Annotated in this window: 16 protein-coding genes and 1 riboswitch; of the genes, 5 read left to right on the top strand and 11 right to left on the bottom strand. The window is 75.5% G+C overall.

The annotated features are described in order from the left end of the window. Positions 1–110 precede the first annotated feature (110 nt). Positions 111–332, bottom strand: a riboswitch (cobalamin riboswitch). Positions 333–458: 126 nt separating this feature from the next. The 7 genes from IE332_RS18985 to IE332_RS18955 are packed head-to-tail and all read right to left on the bottom strand — an operon-like array spanning position 459 to position 9,927. Beyond that, positions 459–1,208: a methyltransferase domain-containing protein gene (locus IE332_RS18985; protein WP_189917762.1), complete on the bottom strand. Its 750-nt coding sequence runs from the start codon at positions 1,206–1,208 to the stop codon at positions 459–461. Positions 1,209–1,211: 3 nt separating this feature from the next. Next, a complete protein-coding gene (locus IE332_RS18980; RefSeq protein WP_189917760.1) occupies positions 1,212–1,979 on the bottom strand; it encodes an SDR family oxidoreductase in 768 nt (255 codons plus the stop codon). After that, positions 1,967–2,830 carry a TauD/TfdA family dioxygenase gene (locus tag IE332_RS18975; RefSeq protein WP_189917758.1) on the bottom strand — a complete coding sequence of 288 codons (864 nt, stop codon included), beginning with the start codon at positions 2,828–2,830 and terminating at the stop codon, positions 1,967–1,969. Before IE332_RS18975 ends, IE332_RS18980 begins: the two co-directional genes overlap by 13 nt. Positions 2,831–2,862: 32 nt before the next feature. Beyond that, positions 2,863–4,137, bottom strand: coding sequence for an aspartate aminotransferase family protein (locus IE332_RS18970; RefSeq protein ID WP_189917747.1), 1,275 nt, complete (start codon positions 4,135–4,137; stop codon positions 2,863–2,865). Positions 4,138–4,148: 11 nt separating this feature from the next. Continuing rightward, entirely contained in the window at positions 4,149–8,543 is a 4,395-nt protein-coding gene (locus IE332_RS41905) for an SDR family oxidoreductase (RefSeq protein ID WP_189917745.1), read from the bottom strand. Then, the gene (locus IE332_RS18960) at positions 8,540–9,118 is read right to left on the bottom strand and encodes a DUF6309 family protein (RefSeq protein WP_189917743.1); all 579 of its coding nucleotides are present in this window, start codon (positions 9,116–9,118) and stop codon (positions 8,540–8,542) included. Before IE332_RS18960 ends, IE332_RS41905 begins: the two co-directional genes overlap by 4 nt. An 11-nt stretch (positions 9,119–9,129) precedes the next feature. Continuing rightward, the gene (locus IE332_RS18955) at positions 9,130–9,927 is read right to left on the bottom strand and encodes a phytanoyl-CoA dioxygenase family protein (RefSeq protein WP_229928709.1); all 798 of its coding nucleotides are present in this window, start codon (positions 9,925–9,927) and stop codon (positions 9,130–9,132) included. A gap of 397 nt (positions 9,928–10,324) precedes the next feature. Here IE332_RS18955 and IE332_RS18950 point away from each other — a divergent pair, with 397 nt between their 5' ends. The 3 genes from IE332_RS18950 (at position 10,325) to IE332_RS18940 (ending at position 12,134) form a co-directional block, all read left to right on the top strand. Beyond that, entirely contained in the window at positions 10,325–11,005 is a 681-nt protein-coding gene (locus IE332_RS18950; protein ID WP_189917741.1) for a TetR/AcrR family transcriptional regulator, read from the top strand. Between the two features lie 194 nt (positions 11,006–11,199). Further along, complete coding sequence (locus tag IE332_RS18945) at positions 11,200–11,394, top strand: DUF1918 domain-containing protein (protein WP_189917738.1); 195 nt, start codon at positions 11,200–11,202, stop codon at positions 11,392–11,394. A 47-nt stretch (positions 11,395–11,441) separates the two neighbouring features. After that, complete coding sequence (locus IE332_RS18940) at positions 11,442–12,134, top strand: DedA family protein (protein WP_189917736.1); 693 nt, start codon at positions 11,442–11,444, stop codon at positions 12,132–12,134. Here the strand turns inward: IE332_RS18940 and IE332_RS18935 are convergent. Continuing rightward, on the bottom strand, positions 12,131–12,871 hold the full coding sequence (locus tag IE332_RS18935; RefSeq protein ID WP_189917727.1) for a PIG-L deacetylase family protein: 741 nt from the start codon (positions 12,869–12,871) through the stop codon (positions 12,131–12,133). The two genes, IE332_RS18940 and IE332_RS18935, sit on opposite strands and share 4 nt — an antisense overlap. Positions 12,872–13,077: 206 nt before the next feature. Between IE332_RS18935 and IE332_RS18930 the strand changes: the two genes are divergently transcribed. Continuing rightward, the gene (locus IE332_RS18930; RefSeq protein WP_189917725.1) at positions 13,078–14,094 is read left to right on the top strand and encodes an MDR family NADP-dependent oxidoreductase; all 1,017 of its coding nucleotides are present in this window, start codon (positions 13,078–13,080) and stop codon (positions 14,092–14,094) included. Between the two features lie 16 nt (positions 14,095–14,110). Continuing rightward, positions 14,111–14,503, top strand: coding sequence for a MerR family transcriptional regulator (locus tag IE332_RS18925; RefSeq protein WP_189917723.1), 393 nt, complete (start codon positions 14,111–14,113; stop codon positions 14,501–14,503). A 107-nt stretch (positions 14,504–14,610) separates the two neighbouring features. Here the strand turns inward: IE332_RS18925 and IE332_RS18920 are convergent, their stop codons facing one another. Genes IE332_RS18920 through IE332_RS18910 form a run of 3 tightly spaced genes read right to left on the bottom strand, consistent with a single transcriptional unit; the run spans position 14,611 to position 17,629 of the window. Further along, positions 14,611–15,846, bottom strand: coding sequence for an MFS transporter (locus IE332_RS18920; RefSeq protein WP_189917721.1), 1,236 nt, complete (start codon positions 15,844–15,846; stop codon positions 14,611–14,613). 5 nt (positions 15,847–15,851) lie between these two features. Beyond that, positions 15,852–16,442 (bottom strand): GNAT family N-acetyltransferase, encoded by a 591-nt coding sequence (locus IE332_RS18915; RefSeq protein WP_189917719.1) that lies wholly within the window; start codon positions 16,440–16,442, stop codon positions 15,852–15,854. Further along, positions 16,439–17,629 (bottom strand): type III PLP-dependent enzyme, encoded by a 1,191-nt coding sequence (locus IE332_RS18910; RefSeq protein WP_189917939.1) that lies wholly within the window; start codon positions 17,627–17,629, stop codon positions 16,439–16,441. The genes IE332_RS18915 and IE332_RS18910 overlap by 4 nt, the downstream gene beginning before the upstream one ends. Positions 17,630–17,681 lie beyond the last annotated feature (52 nt).

Genomic DNA, 17,681 nt, shown 5'->3' with positions numbered 1-17,681 from the left:
AGGGATGACGGGACCGGGCGGTGGCCCGCCCGAACACGCGGACGCGGCAAGCCGCCTGGTACGCACGCCGACCCGCCCACGAGGTCACCGGGATCTCCGCCCGCGGATGGTCCACGGGCGGGCAGCGGGCAGGTCTTCGGACTCGCGGGCACGCCCGCCCTGTCAAGGGCGGACACCTACAGGCCGTCGCTTCCCAGGCCCTCCCGGGCCCAGTGCGTATGACGGCGGTCGTTCCCGCTCACCGCTGCGGGGCAGTCCCGGATTCCCACCGGGTTCCCTCTTGCGACGCGCCTGCCTGGCGGACAGGGCGAACCAGCTGCCCGGCCAGCATAGATCGGCTTCGGCGTTCCGGACAGCGGGATCCGCGAACGCGTCCGGAGAGTGAGACGAGCGGGACGGCGGGCGGGACGGCGGGACCGGGACCGGGACCGCCGCCCGCCCCCGCCCCGGCCCCGCGGTCACGCCCCGGGCGGTGCCGCCTCCTGGTGCCGCCACCGCACCCGGTCCTCGGCGACCGGCGGTGCCGTCCGGGCGGGAGCCCGGAAGCCCGCGCAGGAGAGCACCAGCATCTCGTCGTCCCCCGGCTGGAACTCGTACCCGACCCGCTCCACCCGGCTCGCGACGCCCAGCCCCGCCAACTCCCGGCGCAGCGGCTCCAGTCCCTCGTACCGGAGGCCGGTGTCGTAGACCATCAGCGGGAACAGCCGGACCTCTCGGCGCGCCACCCGGGCGAGTTCCAGCAGTGCCGCCCGGTGGAAGTCCCGGCCGAGCCGGTTGCCGTACGAGAAGATCAGGTGCGAGCTGAGCACCAGGTCGAAGGAGTCGTCGGCGAAGGGGAGTTCGGGCAGTGAGCCGGCGACGTAGCGGTCCGGGCGGGCGGCGATGTCGGCCCGGAAGTCCCGGGCGTTGGCCGTCCACTGGCGGATCAGGTCGTCGGCGTCGGTGTACCAGGTCGAGGTGTAGCCGGCCGTCTCCCGCACCAGCAGGTCGCGTTTGAACCCGGTCTCCCGCTCCACCAGCAGGCCCAACTCCTCGCGGTGGTGGGCGTATTGCCGGTCGACGGCGACGGCGTCGATGCCCCGTCGCCCGGCCCCGGCGACGAAGCTCGCCGCACCGGCCGGGCAGTCCAGGATCCGCTGGTCCAGATCGCGGTCGGTGAGCGCGAACATGGCCCGGTACTCCTCGAAGGAGCGTGCGCTGACCAGCACGGTTCAGCCCCTTCCGACGAACGGCATGGTGGTGGGCAGCACCACCAGGGACTGGATGGTGGTGCCCGGCGGCTGGGCGGCCATCAGCACCAGGGCCTCGGTGAAGCGATCCACCGGGATGGTCGCCTCGACCGCCGTCGTCCCGTCGGCCTGCGTCGCGGCCGGCTGCGGCCCGCCGTCGACGGGGGTGACGTTGCCGACGTCGATCTGCCCGCAGGAGATGCCGTACCGGCGGCCGTCCAGGGCGAGCACCTTGGTCATCCCGAGCACGGCGTGCTTGGCGGCCGTGTACGCGATGGAGTTGGGGCGGGGCACGTAGGCCGAGGGCGCGCCGTTGTTGATGATCCGCCCGCCCTGCGGGGTCTGGGTGCTCATCACCCGGAAGGCCTCGCGGGCGCAGAGGAAGCCGCCGGTGACGATGGTGTCGAGCACCCGGTTCCAGTCCTCGAACGGGGTCTCGGTGATCGGCCGGCGCGGGGCGGCGGCGCCCGCGTTGTTGAACAGCAGGTCCAGCCGGTCGTACCGGTCCCGGACGGTGTCGAAGAGCCGGGCGACCTCCTCGGGGCTGCGGATGTCGGTCGGGACGGCGAGTACCCGGGCGGCGGCCGGGCCGGCCAGGACGGCGGTCTCCTCCAGCGCGTCCTTGCGGCGCCCGGCGACGACGACGGTCCAGCCGGCCTCCAGCAGGGCCAGCGCCGAGGCCCGGCCGAGGCCGCTGCCCCCGCCGGTGACGACGGCCACCTGTCCGTGCGGTGCGGTCAACGCGCCCATTCCTCCCCCTCGTTCACCCAGATCCGGAGCATCCGCCGTGAGTACGGCCCTGGTTCGTCGATGAACGGCGAACGCCCGTGCAGCACCCGGCTGTTGCGGATGATCAGCAGGTCCCCGGCGGCCATCGGCAGCCCGAAGGCGATCTCCGGGCGGTACAGCACCTCGTCCAGCACGCCCAGCGCCTCCCACTGACGGTCCGTCAGCTCGGGCCCGCCCCGGTCCGGGGAGGAGCGCACGGTGCGGGTCTGGTAGTAGCAGCCGACCGTCCCCTCCTTCCGGTGGTAGAGGATCGGGGTGATCACCACCTGCGGGCCCGCCCGGCCGGTCCGGTCGAAGGTCCAGTCCTCGCAGAGCGTGGCCAGGGCGTCCGGCCGCTCCCGCTCGATCAGGTCGTGGACGTGCCGCGCGCTCGCCAGTTTGGTCAGCCCGCCGCCGTCGAAGGCCGGCCGGAGGCAGAGCAGTACGAGCAGGTCGCAGGTGTCGCAGTGGAAGCCGAGTTCGGTGTTGCCGTCGCCGTCCTGGTCACGCAGCACCGAGGTGAGGTCGCCGCGCCCGTTCTGCGGGACGATCCGGCCGTAGTCCCGCAGCAGGAAGGCGAGCGCCTCGGTGATCGCCCCCTCCGGGTGCGCCGGGTCCACCAGGCCGCCGATGTGGGTGATGCCGACCGAGGCGACGGCGTCCCGGACGAAGTCCCGCAGCCGGGCGCGCACGGGCTCGGCCGCGCCCCACCGCCCGGCCCGCGCGTCGGCCCACAGCAGCCGCCGCTCCCGCTCGCCCAGCGGGAGCGACCAGAGCTCCCGGCGGGCCTCCAACTCCAGGCTGCTCCAGCCGATTTCCGTGGTGGCTTCCATGTGTCTCCCCTTCCTGCCGGTCCCGACCGGCCCTACCGGCTCCCGGCCGTGACGGCCTTGGTCCAGAGCTCCAGCGCCTCGTCGATCTGTTCGGCCGTGACCACCAGCGCCGGGATCATCCGGACCACGTTGAGGTGGATCCCGCAGAGGAGCAGCAGCAGGCCGTGTTCGGCCGCCGTCTGCTGGGCGTGCCGGGCGGCGTCCGGGTCCGGGGTGCCGTCCGGGTGGCAGAACTCGCTGGCGGCCATCAGCCCGAGGCCCCGGACGTCGGCGATCCCGGGCGCCTCGGCGGCGGCCGTCCGAAGCCCGTCCAGCAGCCGTACGCCCTGTTCGGCGGCGTTCTCCACCAGCCGCTCCTCGCGCAGCACGTCCAGGGTGGCCAGGGCGGCGGCGCAGGCCACCGGGTTCCCGCCGTAGGTGCCGCCCTGCGAGCCGGGCCAGGCCCGGCCCATGAGCTCGGCGGGCGCGGCGATCGCGGACAGCGGGAAGCCGCTGGCCAGGCCCTTGGCGGTGATCAGGACGTCCGGGCGGAAGCCGCCCGGACGCAGGGCGGAGTCCTCGTACTGGTGGGCCCAGAACCGGCCGGTGCGCCCGAAGCCGGACTGCACCTCGTCCACCACCAGCAGGATCCCGTGCCGGTCCGCGCGCTCGCGCAGCCCGGTGAGGAAGCCGGGCGGGGCGGGGACGTAGCCGCCCTCGCCGAGCACCGGTTCGACGAACATCGCCGCCGTCTCGGCCGGCGCGGAGACCGTGGCGAGCACCTCGTCCAGTCCGCGCAGCGCGTGCTCCACCGCCTCCGCCTCGGAGAGGCCGAGGCGGAAGGCCGCCGGGAAGGGCGCCACCGCGACCCCGGGCACCAACGGCCCGATGCCGGCCCGGAACCGGGTGCCGGCGGTGGTGAGCGAGGCCGCGCCCATGGTCCGGCCGTGGAAGGAGCCCTCGAAGACGATCACGTTCTGCCGCCCGGTGGCGTGCCGGGCCAGCCGCAGCGCCGCCTCCACCGCCTCGGTGCCCGCGGTGGCGTAGAACAGCGAGTCCAGCCCGGTCGGCAGCACCTCGCCCAACCGCTCGGTCAGGGTGAGCAGTTGGTCGTGCAGCACGGTGGTGTACTGGCCGTGGATCAGCCGGCCGGCCTGCTCGCGGACGGCCTCCACGACGCGCGGGTGGCAGTGGCCGGTGCTGGTCACCCCCACGCCGGAGGTGAAGTCGAGGTACCGGCGGCCCTCGGCGTCGTAGAGGTGGAGGCCCTCGCCGCGGACGGCGACGACCGGGGTGGCCTGCTTGAGCACCGGGGAGAGCTGGGACACGGAGCCTGCCTTCACGAGTGGGTCCTGTCTTCGGGGAAGCCCTCGGGGAAGGGCGCGGAGGTGGTGCGGGAGGGAGTGACGGGCGGCAGGTAGCCGGCCTCGGCGGCCCAGGCGAGCGCCGCCGACCACCACTGCGGGGTGGGGGCGGTGAAGCGCACGCCCAGCCGGTCGAGCACGGCGGTGGTGTACGCGCTGTCCACCCGGACGTTGCGCTCCTCCTGCTGCGCCCAGGCGGCGGCCACCCGGGCGGCCGCCGGGTGGCGGCGCTCGGCCTCGGCGATCGCGGCCGCGAAGGTCGCGTCGTCGGTCAGCCGCACCCGGTGCCCGTGCCCGGCGAGCCAGCCCACCAGCTCGTCGTGCGGCACCTCGTACGGCGACTCCACGTGGTAAGCGCCGGGCGCGGCGTACGGGTCGAGGGCGATCGCGGCGATCCCCGCGGCCACCGTGTCCACGTGCGAGAACGCGAAGGCGGTGTCCGGCCGGCTCGGGGCGGCCCCGGCCAGCAGGTAGCCGCGGATCAGCTGGTAGATCCGGTTGTCGCCGGCGTTGGCCTGGAACGCGCCGGTCCGGCTGTGCGCCGCGATGTGGCCGCTGCGGTGCAGGTAGGCGGCGTGCCCGGTGGCGGCCCAGGCCCGGACGGCTTGCTCCGCACGGTACTTGGTCCGCTCGTACGGGGTGCGGAAGTGCTGGCCGATGGACAGGTCCGCCTCGCTGAAGCGGCGCGGCGGGCCGTCCACCCCGCCCGCCACGGCGAGCGTGGAGACGTGGTGGACGCGGGCCGCCGGGGCGTGCTCCCCGACCCAGCCGAGCAGTCGGCGCACCGCCGTGTGGTTGGTGCGCTCCAGCTCGTCGGGCGAGGCCACCAGGCGGACGTCCGCCGCCGCGTGCACCACGATCCGCGCGTCCCGGGCCCGGTCCAGCCCGGCCGGGGAGAGGCCGAGGCCGTCCCGGTCGACGTCCCCGGCGACGGCGACGGCGCGGGCCGCGCCGGTGCCCAGCCGGCTCAGGGCCCCGGCGTCGTCGCCGGCCCGCACCAGGCAGGTGACCTCGGCGCCGCGCCGCAGGAAGGCGTCCAGCAGGTGCCGCCCGAGGTAGCCGGTGGCGCCGGTGAGCAGCACCCGGGCGGGTTCGCGCACCCTCGCCCGGGCGGTCGGCGGGGCGCCCGGGTGCAGCAGCTGGCCGGAGGTCGACAGCGGGACGCGGACGGGCCGGGTCGCCTGCTCCTCGGCCGCCGGCCCCGCCTCCTCCTCGGCCGCCGCCCCCGCCTGCTCCGCCACGGCGGCGGCGAACGCGCCGGTGATCCGCTCGGCGGCGGGGTGCGACAGCCCGGGCCACCCGTACACCAGGTCGGCGACCAGCCGGTGCTCCACGATCCGTGCGGTGAGCCGCAGGTCGTACAGCGGGTCGCCCCCGGCGCAGCGGGCCACTCCGGCCTGCTCGGCGGCGACCGTCCAGTCCAGCGCGGGCTCCTCGGGCAGCCGGAAGGTGCCGAGGAAGTTGAACCCGACGGCGGGCCGCTCCCCGGGCGCGTCCATCGGGCGGACGGGCGTCTCGCGCAACCGCCGCGCCACCGCCTCCGGTCCCGTCCCGGCCGCCAGCTCGACGTGCTTGACGGCGGTGAACCAGCCGACGGTGTCCAGGAATTCGCCCGGATCGCCGCCGGTGTCCCGGCCGTGGGTCTCGACCTCCACCGCGAACCGGGGGCGGCCGCTCCACCCGGTGACGGCCCCGGCGAAGGCGGCGAGCAGCACGGCCTCCAGCCGGGCCCCGCCGCCGTACCGCCCGACCAGCCGGGCGGTGGCGTCGGCGTCCAGCGTCCAACTGAGCGCGGCGGGCTGCTCGGTGGGCTCCTCGGTGGGCTCGGCCGGGCAATCGGCGGCCGGCTCCACGACGCGCTCCGGCGCCCGCTCCGCGCTCTCCGCCCACGCGTAGAAGTCCGCCGTCGGCGGCAGGTCGGCCGGCTTCCGGTCGAGCACCGCCCGGTACGCGTGCGCCAGGTCGTCCAGCAGGATCCGCCAGGACAGCCCGTCGACCACCAGGTGGTGCCCGACCAGCGCGAGCCGGTCGTCGGTCCCGGGCGGGCCGGAGAACAGGTGGACGCGCAGCAGCCGGCCCGCCAAGGGGTCGAGGCTGCGGTGGAGTTCGGTGCAGACCCCGGCGACGGTGTCGGCGAGCGGGCCGCCCGCGCGGGGGATCCGGGAGAACGAGACCGGGTCGAGGCCGTCCACCGGCCGAACCTCGCCGCAGCCGTCCGGGGAGACCGGCCGGCGCAGTGCCGGATGGCGTTCCAGGACGGCCGCGACCGCCGCCGAGAGGGCGGTCGGGTCCACGGCCGTACGACAGCGCAGCAGCACGGACTGGTTCCAGTGCCGAACGTCCCGGACGGACCGCTGCCGGTACAGCCAGCGCTGCGCCGGGGCGAGCCGGCCGGCGTCGGCCGGGGAGCGCGGGGCCGGGACGGCCGGGGCGACCGGGACGGCGGTGGCCGCCAGGCCCGCCGCGGTCGGGTGCCGGTAGAAGTCCTCGTGGGCGACCCGCAGTCCGGAGCGCCGCAGGAAGGCGATGGTGCGCATGGCGAGGATGGAGTCCCCGCCGAGGCTCAGCACGTCCACCCGCGGCCCCACCTCGGGCAGTCCGAGCGCGCCGGCCCAGAACCGGGCGATCTCCCCGGCCGGGCCGGACGCCGGTGCGCCCGCCAACCGGGCCCGGGACTCGACCAGTTCGTCCACCAGCTCGCCCAGCCGCGGCCGGTCGAGCTTGCCGTTCGGCCCGACCGGGAAGTCCGGCAGCACCAGGATCGGCTGCGGCACCGAGTAGCCCGGCAGCCGGTCCCGCAGGTACGCGTCCAGGGCCGCCACGGCCGCCACTTCACCCGGGCCGGAAGAACCACCCGCACCGGAGGAGCCGCCCGACAGCCGTACCGCGCCCAGCAGTTGGGCGCCGACGGCGGTCTCCCGCAACAGCACCGCCGCGCCGGCGACGCCCGGGTACCCGTCCATGGCCCGCTCGACCTCGGCGAGGTCCACCCGGTAGCCGCGCACCTTCACCTGGCGGTCCACCCGGCCCAGGAAGACCAGGTTCCCGTCCGCCCGGCGACGGCACAAGTCACCGGTGCGGTACATCAGTTGACCGTCCCGCCGGACGAATCCGCGGGCCGTCTCCACCGGCCGCCCGTAGTACCCGGCGGTGACACCGAGGCCGCCGATGAGCAGTTCCCCCACCGTGCCGTCCGGCACCGCCCGCCCGGCACCGTCCACCACGGTGAGCAGCACCTCGCCGATCGCGGTGCCGATCGGTACGGTCGGCTCCTCGGCGGGCAGTCGGCGGGCGTCGGTGACCGGCAGGCAGGTGGCGCCGACGGTGGTCTCGGTCGGGCCGTAGTGGTTGACCAGCCGGGCGGTGGTGCCGCCGTCGAGCAGGGCGGCGGCGAGCGGGCGCGGCAGCGGCTCGCCGCCGAGCAGCACGGTGTGCAGCGGCGGGGAGTCGGCCGGGCGGCCCTCCAGCAGGGCGGTCAGGTGCGAGGGGGTGGTCTTCAGGACGTTCACCCGGGCCCGCCGCAGCGAGGCCCAGAAGGCCTCCGGGTCGCGCACCTCGCGGTCCGGGACGACGTGCACCGAACCGGCGGTGGCGAGGGCGAGCAGCCAGGCGGTGTGGCCGAGGTCCGCGGCCAGCGTGGTGACGTGCGCGGTGCGCGGCGCGTCGGCCTCGGTGAAGGCGAGCCGGCCGGCCAGTGCCCGGGCGTAGTGCAGGGCGTTGGCGTGGGTGACGGCGACGGCCTTGGGCTCGCCGCTCGACCCCGAGGTGAAGGAGAGGTACGCGAGGTCCTCCCCCAGCACCTCGACCCGCGCCCCGGGCGACCCCGGCAGCTCCGGCAGGTCCGGGAGGGCTGGCAGCTCCGACAGCTCGGCCAGCTCGGCCAGCTCGGCCGGCTCGGCCGGCTCCGCCCGCTCCGCCCGCTCCGCCGCCTGCCGGTGCCGCGCCCGCTCCGGCGGTTCCAGCGGCTCCACCACCTCCCCGCCGAGCCCGCCCTCCGTCCCGAGCACCCGGCCCACCCGGACGGCCGCCAGCCGCCGGGCGAGGTCGGCCGCCGACCATTCCGGGTCGGCCAGCACCGCCGCGGCGCCCGAGCGCAGCACCCCGTGCAGCAGCACCAGCATCCGGGCGTCCCGGGGCCCGACCAGGGCGACCCGGTCACCCCGCCCGGTGCCGGTGGCGGCGAGCCGGGCGGCGATCCGGGCGGCCGCCGCGTCCAGCGTGCGGTAGTCGACGGTGCGGACGCCGTCGCCGAGCGCGGGCCGGTCCGGGTGGGCCCGGGCGAGGCGGGCGAGGAGCTCGGGCAGCGAGCGGGCCGCGCGGGCGGACGGGGTGGACGGGGTGGACGGGACGTGCCGTGTCGCGGAGGTCACGCCGCCTCGTCCCCCGTCCGGCCCGCCCGGGCCCGCCGGACGGGCCCGGCCGCCACCCCCGGGTCACCCGCCAGGTACCCGTCCAGCACCGTCCTGAGGGGCAGCCTTCCAGCCAACTCCCAAGCCAGCATGCGGTGCAGGCCGTCGAGGTGGATCAGCCCGGCCCGCACCGACAGGTCCCCGTAGTCGGAGTGGTCGATCGGGGCGGTGCTGAGGAAGACCGGCAGGAACGGGGACCACCGCAGCAGCCGCAGCTTCGCCGCGCACACCGGGTTGGCGGCCGTCCAGGCGGCCCCGCCGGAGCGGACCCGCTCGGCCGCCTCGCCGACCGTCAGCCCGGAGCGCGGCACCAGTTCGAGCTCCCCGCCCTCGCTGAGGTGCCAGGGCAGCACGACCCGCAGGACGTCGGCCCGCGAGAGCCGGACCCGCCACCAGCCGCCCGGTATGCGGTCGGCGCGTTCGAGGTTCTCCTCGCCGTACATGTTGGTGTTCGCCTCGTGGTCCCGTTCCACCGGGTGGTCCCGCAGGTAGGCGTCGTGGACCTCGGCGTAGGCGACGGCGGTGACGATCTCCACGGCAGTGCTCCTCAGACGGTTCCGGTGTACTCGGTGAAGTGCCGTTCCGCGAACAGCTCGGGCCACTGGCCGTCGGCCAGGTCCAGTTCACGGGCGCGGGCGAGCATCTGCCGCCAGTACGGCTTCACCGGGCGCCAGCGGGCGCCCACCTGGCAGTAGGAGGCGTCGATGAAGTACCGCGCCCGGCCCGGCCCGTCGGGCGCCGGTCTGCGGGTGTGGAACAGCGCCGAGTTGAGCAGCACGGTCGAGCCGGGCGGCAGCCGGTCGAGGACCACCTCGCCGGGCAGTTCCGCGGTGCCGCGGTGGGCGAGCGCGGACTTGCCGACGGAGTTCAGGTGCGAGCCCGGCAGCACGGCCAGGCTGCCGACCTTCTCGTCCAGCCCGCCGAGGTAGTGCAGCGCGTGGACCATCAGCAGCGACGGGTCGGAGCGGTCGTTGGGCTCGCAGTCGTGGTGCCAGGCCTTGCCCGGTATCCCCGGGGACTGGCGGTCGCTGTGCAGGTGGTGGAAGACGAAGGACGGGCCGAGCAGCCGGGTCAGCGTGCGCATCAGCGGCGGGTGGGTGAGGAGGTCGCCGTGGGCGGGCAACTCCAGCTCCAGCAGCGGGGGCGGGCCGTTCCGGCCGGGGTCCGCGCAGGCCGCGATGGACCGGGCCCGCAGGCCCTCGTCCACCCACCGGTCCACCTCGGGGACCAGCCGTTCGCGCAGCGCCTCCGGCAGCAGGCCGGGCAGGACCAGGTAGCCGGACTCCAGGAACTGCCGGCGGTTCTCGGTGTCGAGGGCGTCACGCCCTCCGAAGGACAACGTCACCGAACCGATCCCCCTCCTTCCGTCGGGCGGGACGAACAACGGGACGAGCAACGGGACGAACGACGAGACGTGCAACGGGACATGGCACGGGCAAGGGGGCACACGGGATCATCCAGACCTCGGGTGGCGGCGGCGCGCCCGTCACGGTCGCCGCGGACGCCACGACTGAACCGCGACCACCACGAAGAGGCACGCGGCGATCACGCAAGGTAGTCCGTCCCAGGAGTATGAACCGGTCTTCGCGTCCACGACAAGACCAACGCCAACCCGTGGACACCTTCCCGCCACCGTGCCGTTCAGCTCCGGCCACCAGTCGATTCCTTTCCCACGGAGAACTCCGGGCCCCTCCCGCCCCGGTGATTCGCCGCCGGAACAGCGGATGCGGCAGAGTGTGGACATGAGCGCGGACATCCGGAGTCACGAATCGGCCGGTCGGACGGCCCCGTCCGCCCGGCGGCGCCCGGTCCAACAGCGCAGCCAGGAACGGTACGGCCGCATCCTGGACGCCTGCGCCTGCCTGCTGGACGAGGCCGGGGCGACCGCGCTCACCACCAAGGAGGTCGCCCAGCGCGCCCAGGTGCCGATCGGCACCCTCTACCAGTTCTTCGCCGGCAAGGAGGACCTGCTGGCCGCGCTCGCCGGCCGCAACCTCGACCGGTACCTCCAGCGCCTCGACGCCCGGCTGACCGCCGCCGCACCGGTCGACCCGGCCGCCTTCACCGACCTCGCGGTCGAGGAGTTCGTGGCGATGAAGCGCACGGTGCCCGGCTTCGGCCAGGTCGACTTCGGCCTGGCCGGCCCGGTCGTGCCCGCCGGGGTCCGGGACGACCGCCATCTGCTGGACGCCGGTGTCGACAACAACACCGCCGTCGCCCTGCGCCTGCAGGCCCTCGGCGGCGAGGTCTTCCGGGCCGCCGACCCGGCGGCCGTCACGCTCACCCTGCGGGTCGCCCTGGAGGCCGCCGACGCGGTGCTCAAACTGGCCTTCCGCGGGGACCCGAACGGCGATCCGACGCTGATCGCCGAGTGCAAGCGCCTGGTCCGCGGCTACCTGGCGTACCAGCCGCCCGCCGGCTGACGGCCAGGGCCGCGGATCCCCGGCCTTCCCCGCGTCCCGTCCGTCCGGTCCCCCGCGACGTCCCCGGGGTCCCCGGGGTCCCCGGGGTCCGCCCGCGTCCCGTCCGCCCGAGCCGTTGCGAGCCCGCCGCCCCCGCAGCACAGTGGATAGCGGAACGGCCGCGGAGGCGGCCACCACGACCGGAGGAGCAGACCATGCACGCAGCGGTAGGTGACCAGCTCCACATCCACAGCAGGTCGGTGGGCATGGTGGACCAGAAGGGCGAGATCATCGAGGTGCGCGGCGCCGACGGCCAGCCGCCGTACGTGGTCCGCTTCGAGGACGGCCACGAGGGGCTGATCTACCCCGGCCCCGACTGCAACATCGAACAGCGTCAGGCCGGGCGCTGACCGACGCCTCCGCCGCCCCGCGCCCCCGCGCGCGGCGGTGAGGCGCGGTGTCCGCTCCCACCACCCCCCTGCCCGGGGCACTCGCCGGGCTCGCGCCACTGCTGGACCACTACGGGTACCTGGCGGTGGCGCTGCTCGTGCTGCTGGACAACTGCGCGGTCCCCGTCCCCGGGCAGACCGTCCTGGTGCTCGCCTCGGTGTACGCCGGCACCGGGCACCTCTCCTTCCCCGCCGTACTGCTGATCGCGGTCTGCGCCGCCACGCTCGGCAACAGCCTCGGCTACCTGGTCGGCCGCACCGGCGGACGCGCCTTCGTCCACCGCTGGGGCCGCTACGTGCTGCTCACCCCCGCCCGGATGGAACGCGCGGACGGCTTCTTCGAACGGCACGGCGGCAAGGTCGTCGCGGTCGCCCGCTTCGTGGACGTGCTGCGCCAGACCAACGGCGTCATCGCCGGGACGACCGGCATGCCCTGGCGCAGGTTCCTGCCGTTCAACGTGCTCGGCGCGGTGCTGTGGACCGGCGTCTGGGGCACCTTCGGCTACCTGGCCGGCGCCAACATCGGCGGCATGTACCGGACCGCGATCCGCTACCAGGTCTGGTTCGCGATCGGCCTCGGCGTGCTGGTCGCGGCCTTCCTGCTCCGGCAGGTGCTGCGCTACCGGCGCCGGCGCCGCGAGGACACCGGCACCGGGCCCGCCCCGGACGACGGGTCCAGCTCGGACGGACCCTGGCCCTAGCGCAGCGGGAACACCTCGAACGGCACCGCGAAGCGCGTCCCCAGCCGGGTGCCCGCACCCCGGCCGAAGCCCTCCAGGAACTCCCGGGCGTCCGCCATCGCCCCGCCGAGCCCGGCCAGGTACGCCTTGTGCTCCTCCAACGAGGCGACGCCCAGGTCGAAGGTCTCGGTGGTGTCCACCGCGTGCGCGGCCTCCGGCGAGGACGCCGCCCAGATCTGCCGGACGCCGTTCCACGGCTCGTGGCCCTCCGCCGTCAGCTCCCGGAACACCCACCGGTTGCCGGCGTCCCGGACCCCGTCGAGGGTGGCCCGGCCGACCGCGATGTGGTCCGCCTGGTTGAGGAACACCCCGCCGTAGGTCTCCCGGAAGTTGCTGGTGATCACGATGTCCGGACGGTGTCGGCGCACCACCCGGGCGATGTCCCGGCGCAGCGGCAGCCCGTACTCCACCACCCCGTCCGGGTAGCCGAGGAACTCGACGGTCTCCACCCCGACGACCCGCGCGGAGGCGATCTGCTCCGCCTCGCGCAGCGGCCCGCACTCGGCCGGGTCCAGCGAGTCGATGCCCGCCTCGCCGCTGGTGACCATCACGTAGACGACCTTCTTGCCCTGCGAGGTCCAGCGCGCCACGGCCGCGGCACCGCCGTACTCCATGTCGTCGGGGTGCGCGACGATCGCCACCGCCGTCTGCCAGTCCTCGTCCACGTGCTCGAAGGGCGCGGGGGCCTGCTCGCTCATGCTGCTCTTCCCTCTCGGTGCGGCTCACGGTCGTACGGTCGTACGGTCCTACCGCCGGTGACTCTAGAAGACGCGTGCCCCACGCACCGTCAGACACCCTCCGGTCCGGCGCCCTTGCCCCTGACGCAAGGGTCAGGGGTTAGCGTCCGGGCGTCCCGCGGCGGCACCGGCCGCCGCACCACCGCCCTTCCGCGAGGAGCGCCGCCATGGCCCTGCCCACCACCGCCCGTGTCGTCCGGCTGACCGCCGAGCCGGACGGGCTGCCCGCCCCCGAGGACTTCACCGTCACGGACGAGCCGCTGCCCGCACCCGGCCCCGGGGAGGTGCTCGTCCGCAACCGGGCCTTCCTGGTCTTCCCCGGCCTGCGCACCCTGATCGGCGGCGGAGGCGCCGACCTGCCCCTGCCGAACATCGCCCCCAGGGACGCGCTATTCGGGCCCGCCCTCGGCGAGGTGCTGGCCGCGCCCGGGGACGGGCCGCTGCGCCCGGGCGACCTGGTGACCCACCCGCACGGCTGGCGGGACCACGCGCTCGCGGACGCCGCGCGGTTCACCCCCGTCGACCCGGACTTCCCGGACCCGCTCGCCCTGCTCTCCAGCTCGGCCGGCTACGGCGGGCTCACCCGCAGCGCCGGGGTGCGCCCGGGCGACGTCGTCCTGGTGACCGGCGCGGCGGGCGCGGTCGGCACCGTGGCCGGGCAGATCGCCCGGCTCCTCGGCGCCGCCCGGGTGATCGGCACCACCCGCTCGCCCGCCAAGGCCGAGCGGCTGACGGTCGAACTCGGCTACGACGCCGTCCTGGTCCCCGGGGAGCGGCCGTTCGCCGAGCAGCTGGCCGAGGCCGCCCCGGGCGGGGTCGACGCCGTGCTGGACCTGGTCGGCGGCGAGCAGCTGACCGCCGCCGTCGACGCGGCCCGCCGCGGCGCCCGGTTCGCCCTGGTCGGCGCGCTGGACGGCCAGCTCGCACCGGGCCGGCGGGGCGGCGACGCACCGGCCGTGATCGACGGCTTCCGGGTCGTCACCCTCGGCCTGACCCTGCGCGGCTTCAGCGGGCTCGACCACCCGGACCTGGACGCCGAATGGCGCGAGCGGCTCGCCGGCTGGCTGCGCGCCGGGCGGCTCACCGTCCCGCGGACGACGGTCGCGGGCATCGATCGGGCCCCCGAGGCGTTGACCCGACTGTTCACCGGGGACGTCTTCGGGACGACCGTCGTGGAGCTCTGACGACGAAGGGGCGGGCATGCGGATCGGCGACGCGGCGGCAGCGGCGGGCACCACACCCAGAGCACTGCGCTTCTACGAGCAGCGCGGCCTGCTCCACCCACCCGCCCGCACCGCCTCCGGCCAGCGCGAGTACGGCCCCGCCGAGGTCGCCCGGGTCCGGGTGATCCGCCGGCTCCTCGCCCTGGGCCTGACGGTGGACGACCTGGCCAGCCGCGCCCACCGCCTCGACCTCCTCGCCGAGGACCGCCCGTGGCGCTGCTCCGCCACCCCCGGGCTCGACACCTTCGCCCCCGTCGTCTCCGCCCGCCTCGCCACCCTCGACGCCGAGATCGCCCGCCTCACCGAGCTCCGCGGCAGACTCGCCCACCACGTCGCGACGGGCGGCGCGGACCTCCCGGCCGACACCTGAGGACCCACCCGGCGGCCGCCGTTGCCGCACTCCGCGAATAAGCTCGCCCGGCACGTCGCGACGGGGGAGGCGCGAGGTGCCGGGCGAGGGCTCAGGGGGGAGGTGGATCAGGCGGCGTCGGGGGTGAGCAGGGGGTCCTCCGCGGGGGCTTCCCGGCGGGCGGGCCAGGTGATGCGGGTGGCGCAGAGGGAGACGAGGGCGGCGGAGGCGGCGACCGCGGCCATCCCCCAGAGGAGGCTGCTGGCGCCGGCGATGAAGCCGATCACGGCGGGGCCGGCGAGCAGGCCGGTGGTGCCCGTCGCGGCGACCAGGGAGAGGGCGTCGGGGCCCTGACGGGCGGCGGCGACGTAGACGCAGGGGGTGACGGCGGCGACGCCGAGGCCGACGCAGGCGAAGCCGAGCAGGGTGGGGACCACGCCGCCGGCCGTCAGGGCGAGGGCGAGGCCGAGACCGGCCAGCAGGCTGCCGGTGCGGACGAGGCGGCCGTCGCCGAAGCGGGTGCGCCAGCCGTCGGCGAAGATCCGGGCGCAGACCATCATCACCGAGACGACGGCGATGCCCATCGGGGCGAGGCCGGCGCCCGCGTGCACGACGTCCTTGAGGTAGAGCGCCGACCAGTCGTTCATGGCGCCCTCGGTGACGGTGCCGAAGACCATGGCCAGGCCCATCCAGAGCGTGGCGACGGTCGGCAGGGCGAAGCCGCGGCGGCCCTTCTTCGCCGCCTCGGCCCCGATCACCGCTTCCTCCTCCGCCTCCTCCGCGGCGGGCTCCGGCGGCCCGTCCGCGAGCAGCCCCGGCCGGGCGGCGGCGACCAGCGCGGCGAGCAGGACGGCGGCGGTCCCGAAGTGCACGGCGAGGGTGCCGGTGAAGGCGTTGACGCCGGAGGCCAGCAGCGCGGCGAGCAGGGAGCCGGCGCTGAAGGTGGCGTGCAGCCTGGACATGGTGGTCCGCTCGAAGCGGGCTTCGAGCGCGGCGCCCTGCGCGTTCATCGCGACGTTCAGGCAGCCGACCGCGACACCGTCGAGGAACAGCACCAGCAGCGTGACCGGGTAGTTCGGCACCACGGACAGCGCGAGCAGGATCACGCCGAGGGCCAGCGCGGACAGCACGGACAGCAGGCGGGAGCCGAACCGCCGCATCAGTACCGCCACCAGCGGGAAGGACACCGCCGCGCCGATGCCGCAGGTCATCAGCAGCAGGCCGATCTGGGCCTCGCCCAGGTCGAGCCGGGCCTTGAGCGCCGGCACCCGGGAGACCCAGGTGGCGTACTGGAATCCGAGGACGAAGAACAGTGCGCCGATGGCGAGTTGGGAGCGGCGGAAGTCGTCGCGTACGGGGGACATGCGGATCAGCCCACTTCGGCTCTGGGCCGGGGCCCGGGGGTCGGTTCGGTGGAGTGCGGCAGCGGCCGGGCCGGGACGGGGTCCAGCGGCATCGCCATGTAGACCGCGCGGGAGCCGTAGCTCGCGGGCAGTTCGATCTCGGGCCGGGCGCGGTAGCCCAGCGGGGTCCACAGCACGTGCGAGCCGCGCACGGCGACCAGGGAGATGCTCAGGTAGCCGGCCGTCCGGGCGGTCTCCTCCAGGTGGCGCAGCATCCGGTGGGAGAGGCCGCGGCCGCGCAGGTCCTCGGCGATGACCAGGTCGTGGGCGTGCATGTTGGTCGGGGGCGCGGCCACGCCGTCCCCGGCACCGCTCCGACTGTCCTCGCTGTGGCTCAGGTCCGGGCAGCGGAACGGCGGGTACGGCAGGGCGAGCAGGTAGCCGCCGAGGCGCCCGGCGTGGTCGAGCACGAAGCAGGTGGCGGGCGAGGCGCGGTGCCGGGACCGCAGCGCCTCGCGCCCTTCGGACAGGCCGCTGGCGGCGTAGGCGCGCTCCTCCAGCGCGACCACCTCGTCCCAGTCGTCCTCCCGGAGCAGCCGGATCCGGGTGTCGGTCATGCGGTGCCTCCTTCGGGGCCGGGGCCGCCGCGCCCGCCGCTCCCGCCGATGCAGGTGTACGGCAGCGGCTCGAAGCCGTTGAACCCGCGGGTCGCGTAGGCGGCGGCGTACGCTCCGCAGGAGTGGACCCAGACCGGGTCGCCGGAGCCGACCGCCAGCGGGACGCGGACCAGGCCGCCCTCCTGGGCGTAGGCGTCGTCGCTGTCGCAGGTCGGGCCGGCCACGACGGCGTTGACGAACTGGCCGCCGGGGTGGGTGGGGAACTCCAGCCGGTACTGCAACTGGTCCATCTCGTACAGGCCGTTGAACTTGCCGCAGCTGAGGTAGAGCCAGTCCTCCGGGGTGCCGTCGAGGCGGCGGCGGGAGGTGAGCCGGGCGACGTGCGCGCGGATCGCGCCGTGGTCGGCGACCAGGTGGCGTCCGGGTTCCACCAGGAACTCCAGCGGGCCGGCGTTGACCTCGCGCAGCCGGTCCATGCCCTCGCGGATCACCGCGAACATCTTGTCCAGCGGCGGGTCGAGGGGCCGGCCGCGCCGGTCGAGGACGCCGAGGGCGGGCAGTCCGCCTCCGAGGTTGATCCGTTCGGGGGTGATGCCGCGCCAGTTGAGCGCTTCCAGGACGGCGGCCAGCGAGTCCACGGCGGCGCCCCAGGCCTCGGCGGTCATCTGCTGCGAGCCGACGTGCACCGACAGGCCGGAGGGGACGAGCCCGGCGGTGCGGGCCTCGCCGAGCACCCGCAGGGCGTCCTCGGGCGAGCAGCCGAACTTGTGGCTCAGGCCCCACAGGGCGCCCTCGCCGGTGGTCGCGATCCGGCAGAACACCCGTGAGCCGGGGGCGTGTTCGGCGATCGCGGCGACGTCCTCCAGGCTGTCGGTGGCGAAGTCGCGCACGCCCAGCCGGTAGGCCTCGGCGATGTTGCGGTCGGACTTGACGGTGTTGCCGTAGTGGATCAGCTCGGGGGCGACGCCGGTGCGCAGCGCCTGGGCGATCTCCTGCGGGCTGGCCGCGTCGAAGCCGGCGCCGAGTGCGGCGAGGTGGTCCAGGACCTCGTCCACCGGGCAGGCCTTCATGGCGAACCGGACGGCGACGCCGGGCAGTTCGTGGACCAGGTCGGTGTACTGGCGGCCGATGCCGTCGAGGTCGTAGACGATCCGGTCGTCGGTGGCGGCGGCGAGCGCGGCGCGCAGCGCGGCGCGGTCGTGCTGGTCGGGTCGGGGTGCACCGGTGTGGACGGCCGTC

The sequence above is a fragment of the Kitasatospora xanthocidica genome (assembly GCF_014656195.1).
Classification (GTDB): Bacteria; Actinomycetota; Actinomycetes; order Streptomycetales; family Streptomycetaceae; genus Kitasatospora; species Kitasatospora xanthocidica.
Note: the sequence above shows the minus strand (reverse complement) of the source record. Positions and strands in the feature narration are given on the sequence as shown.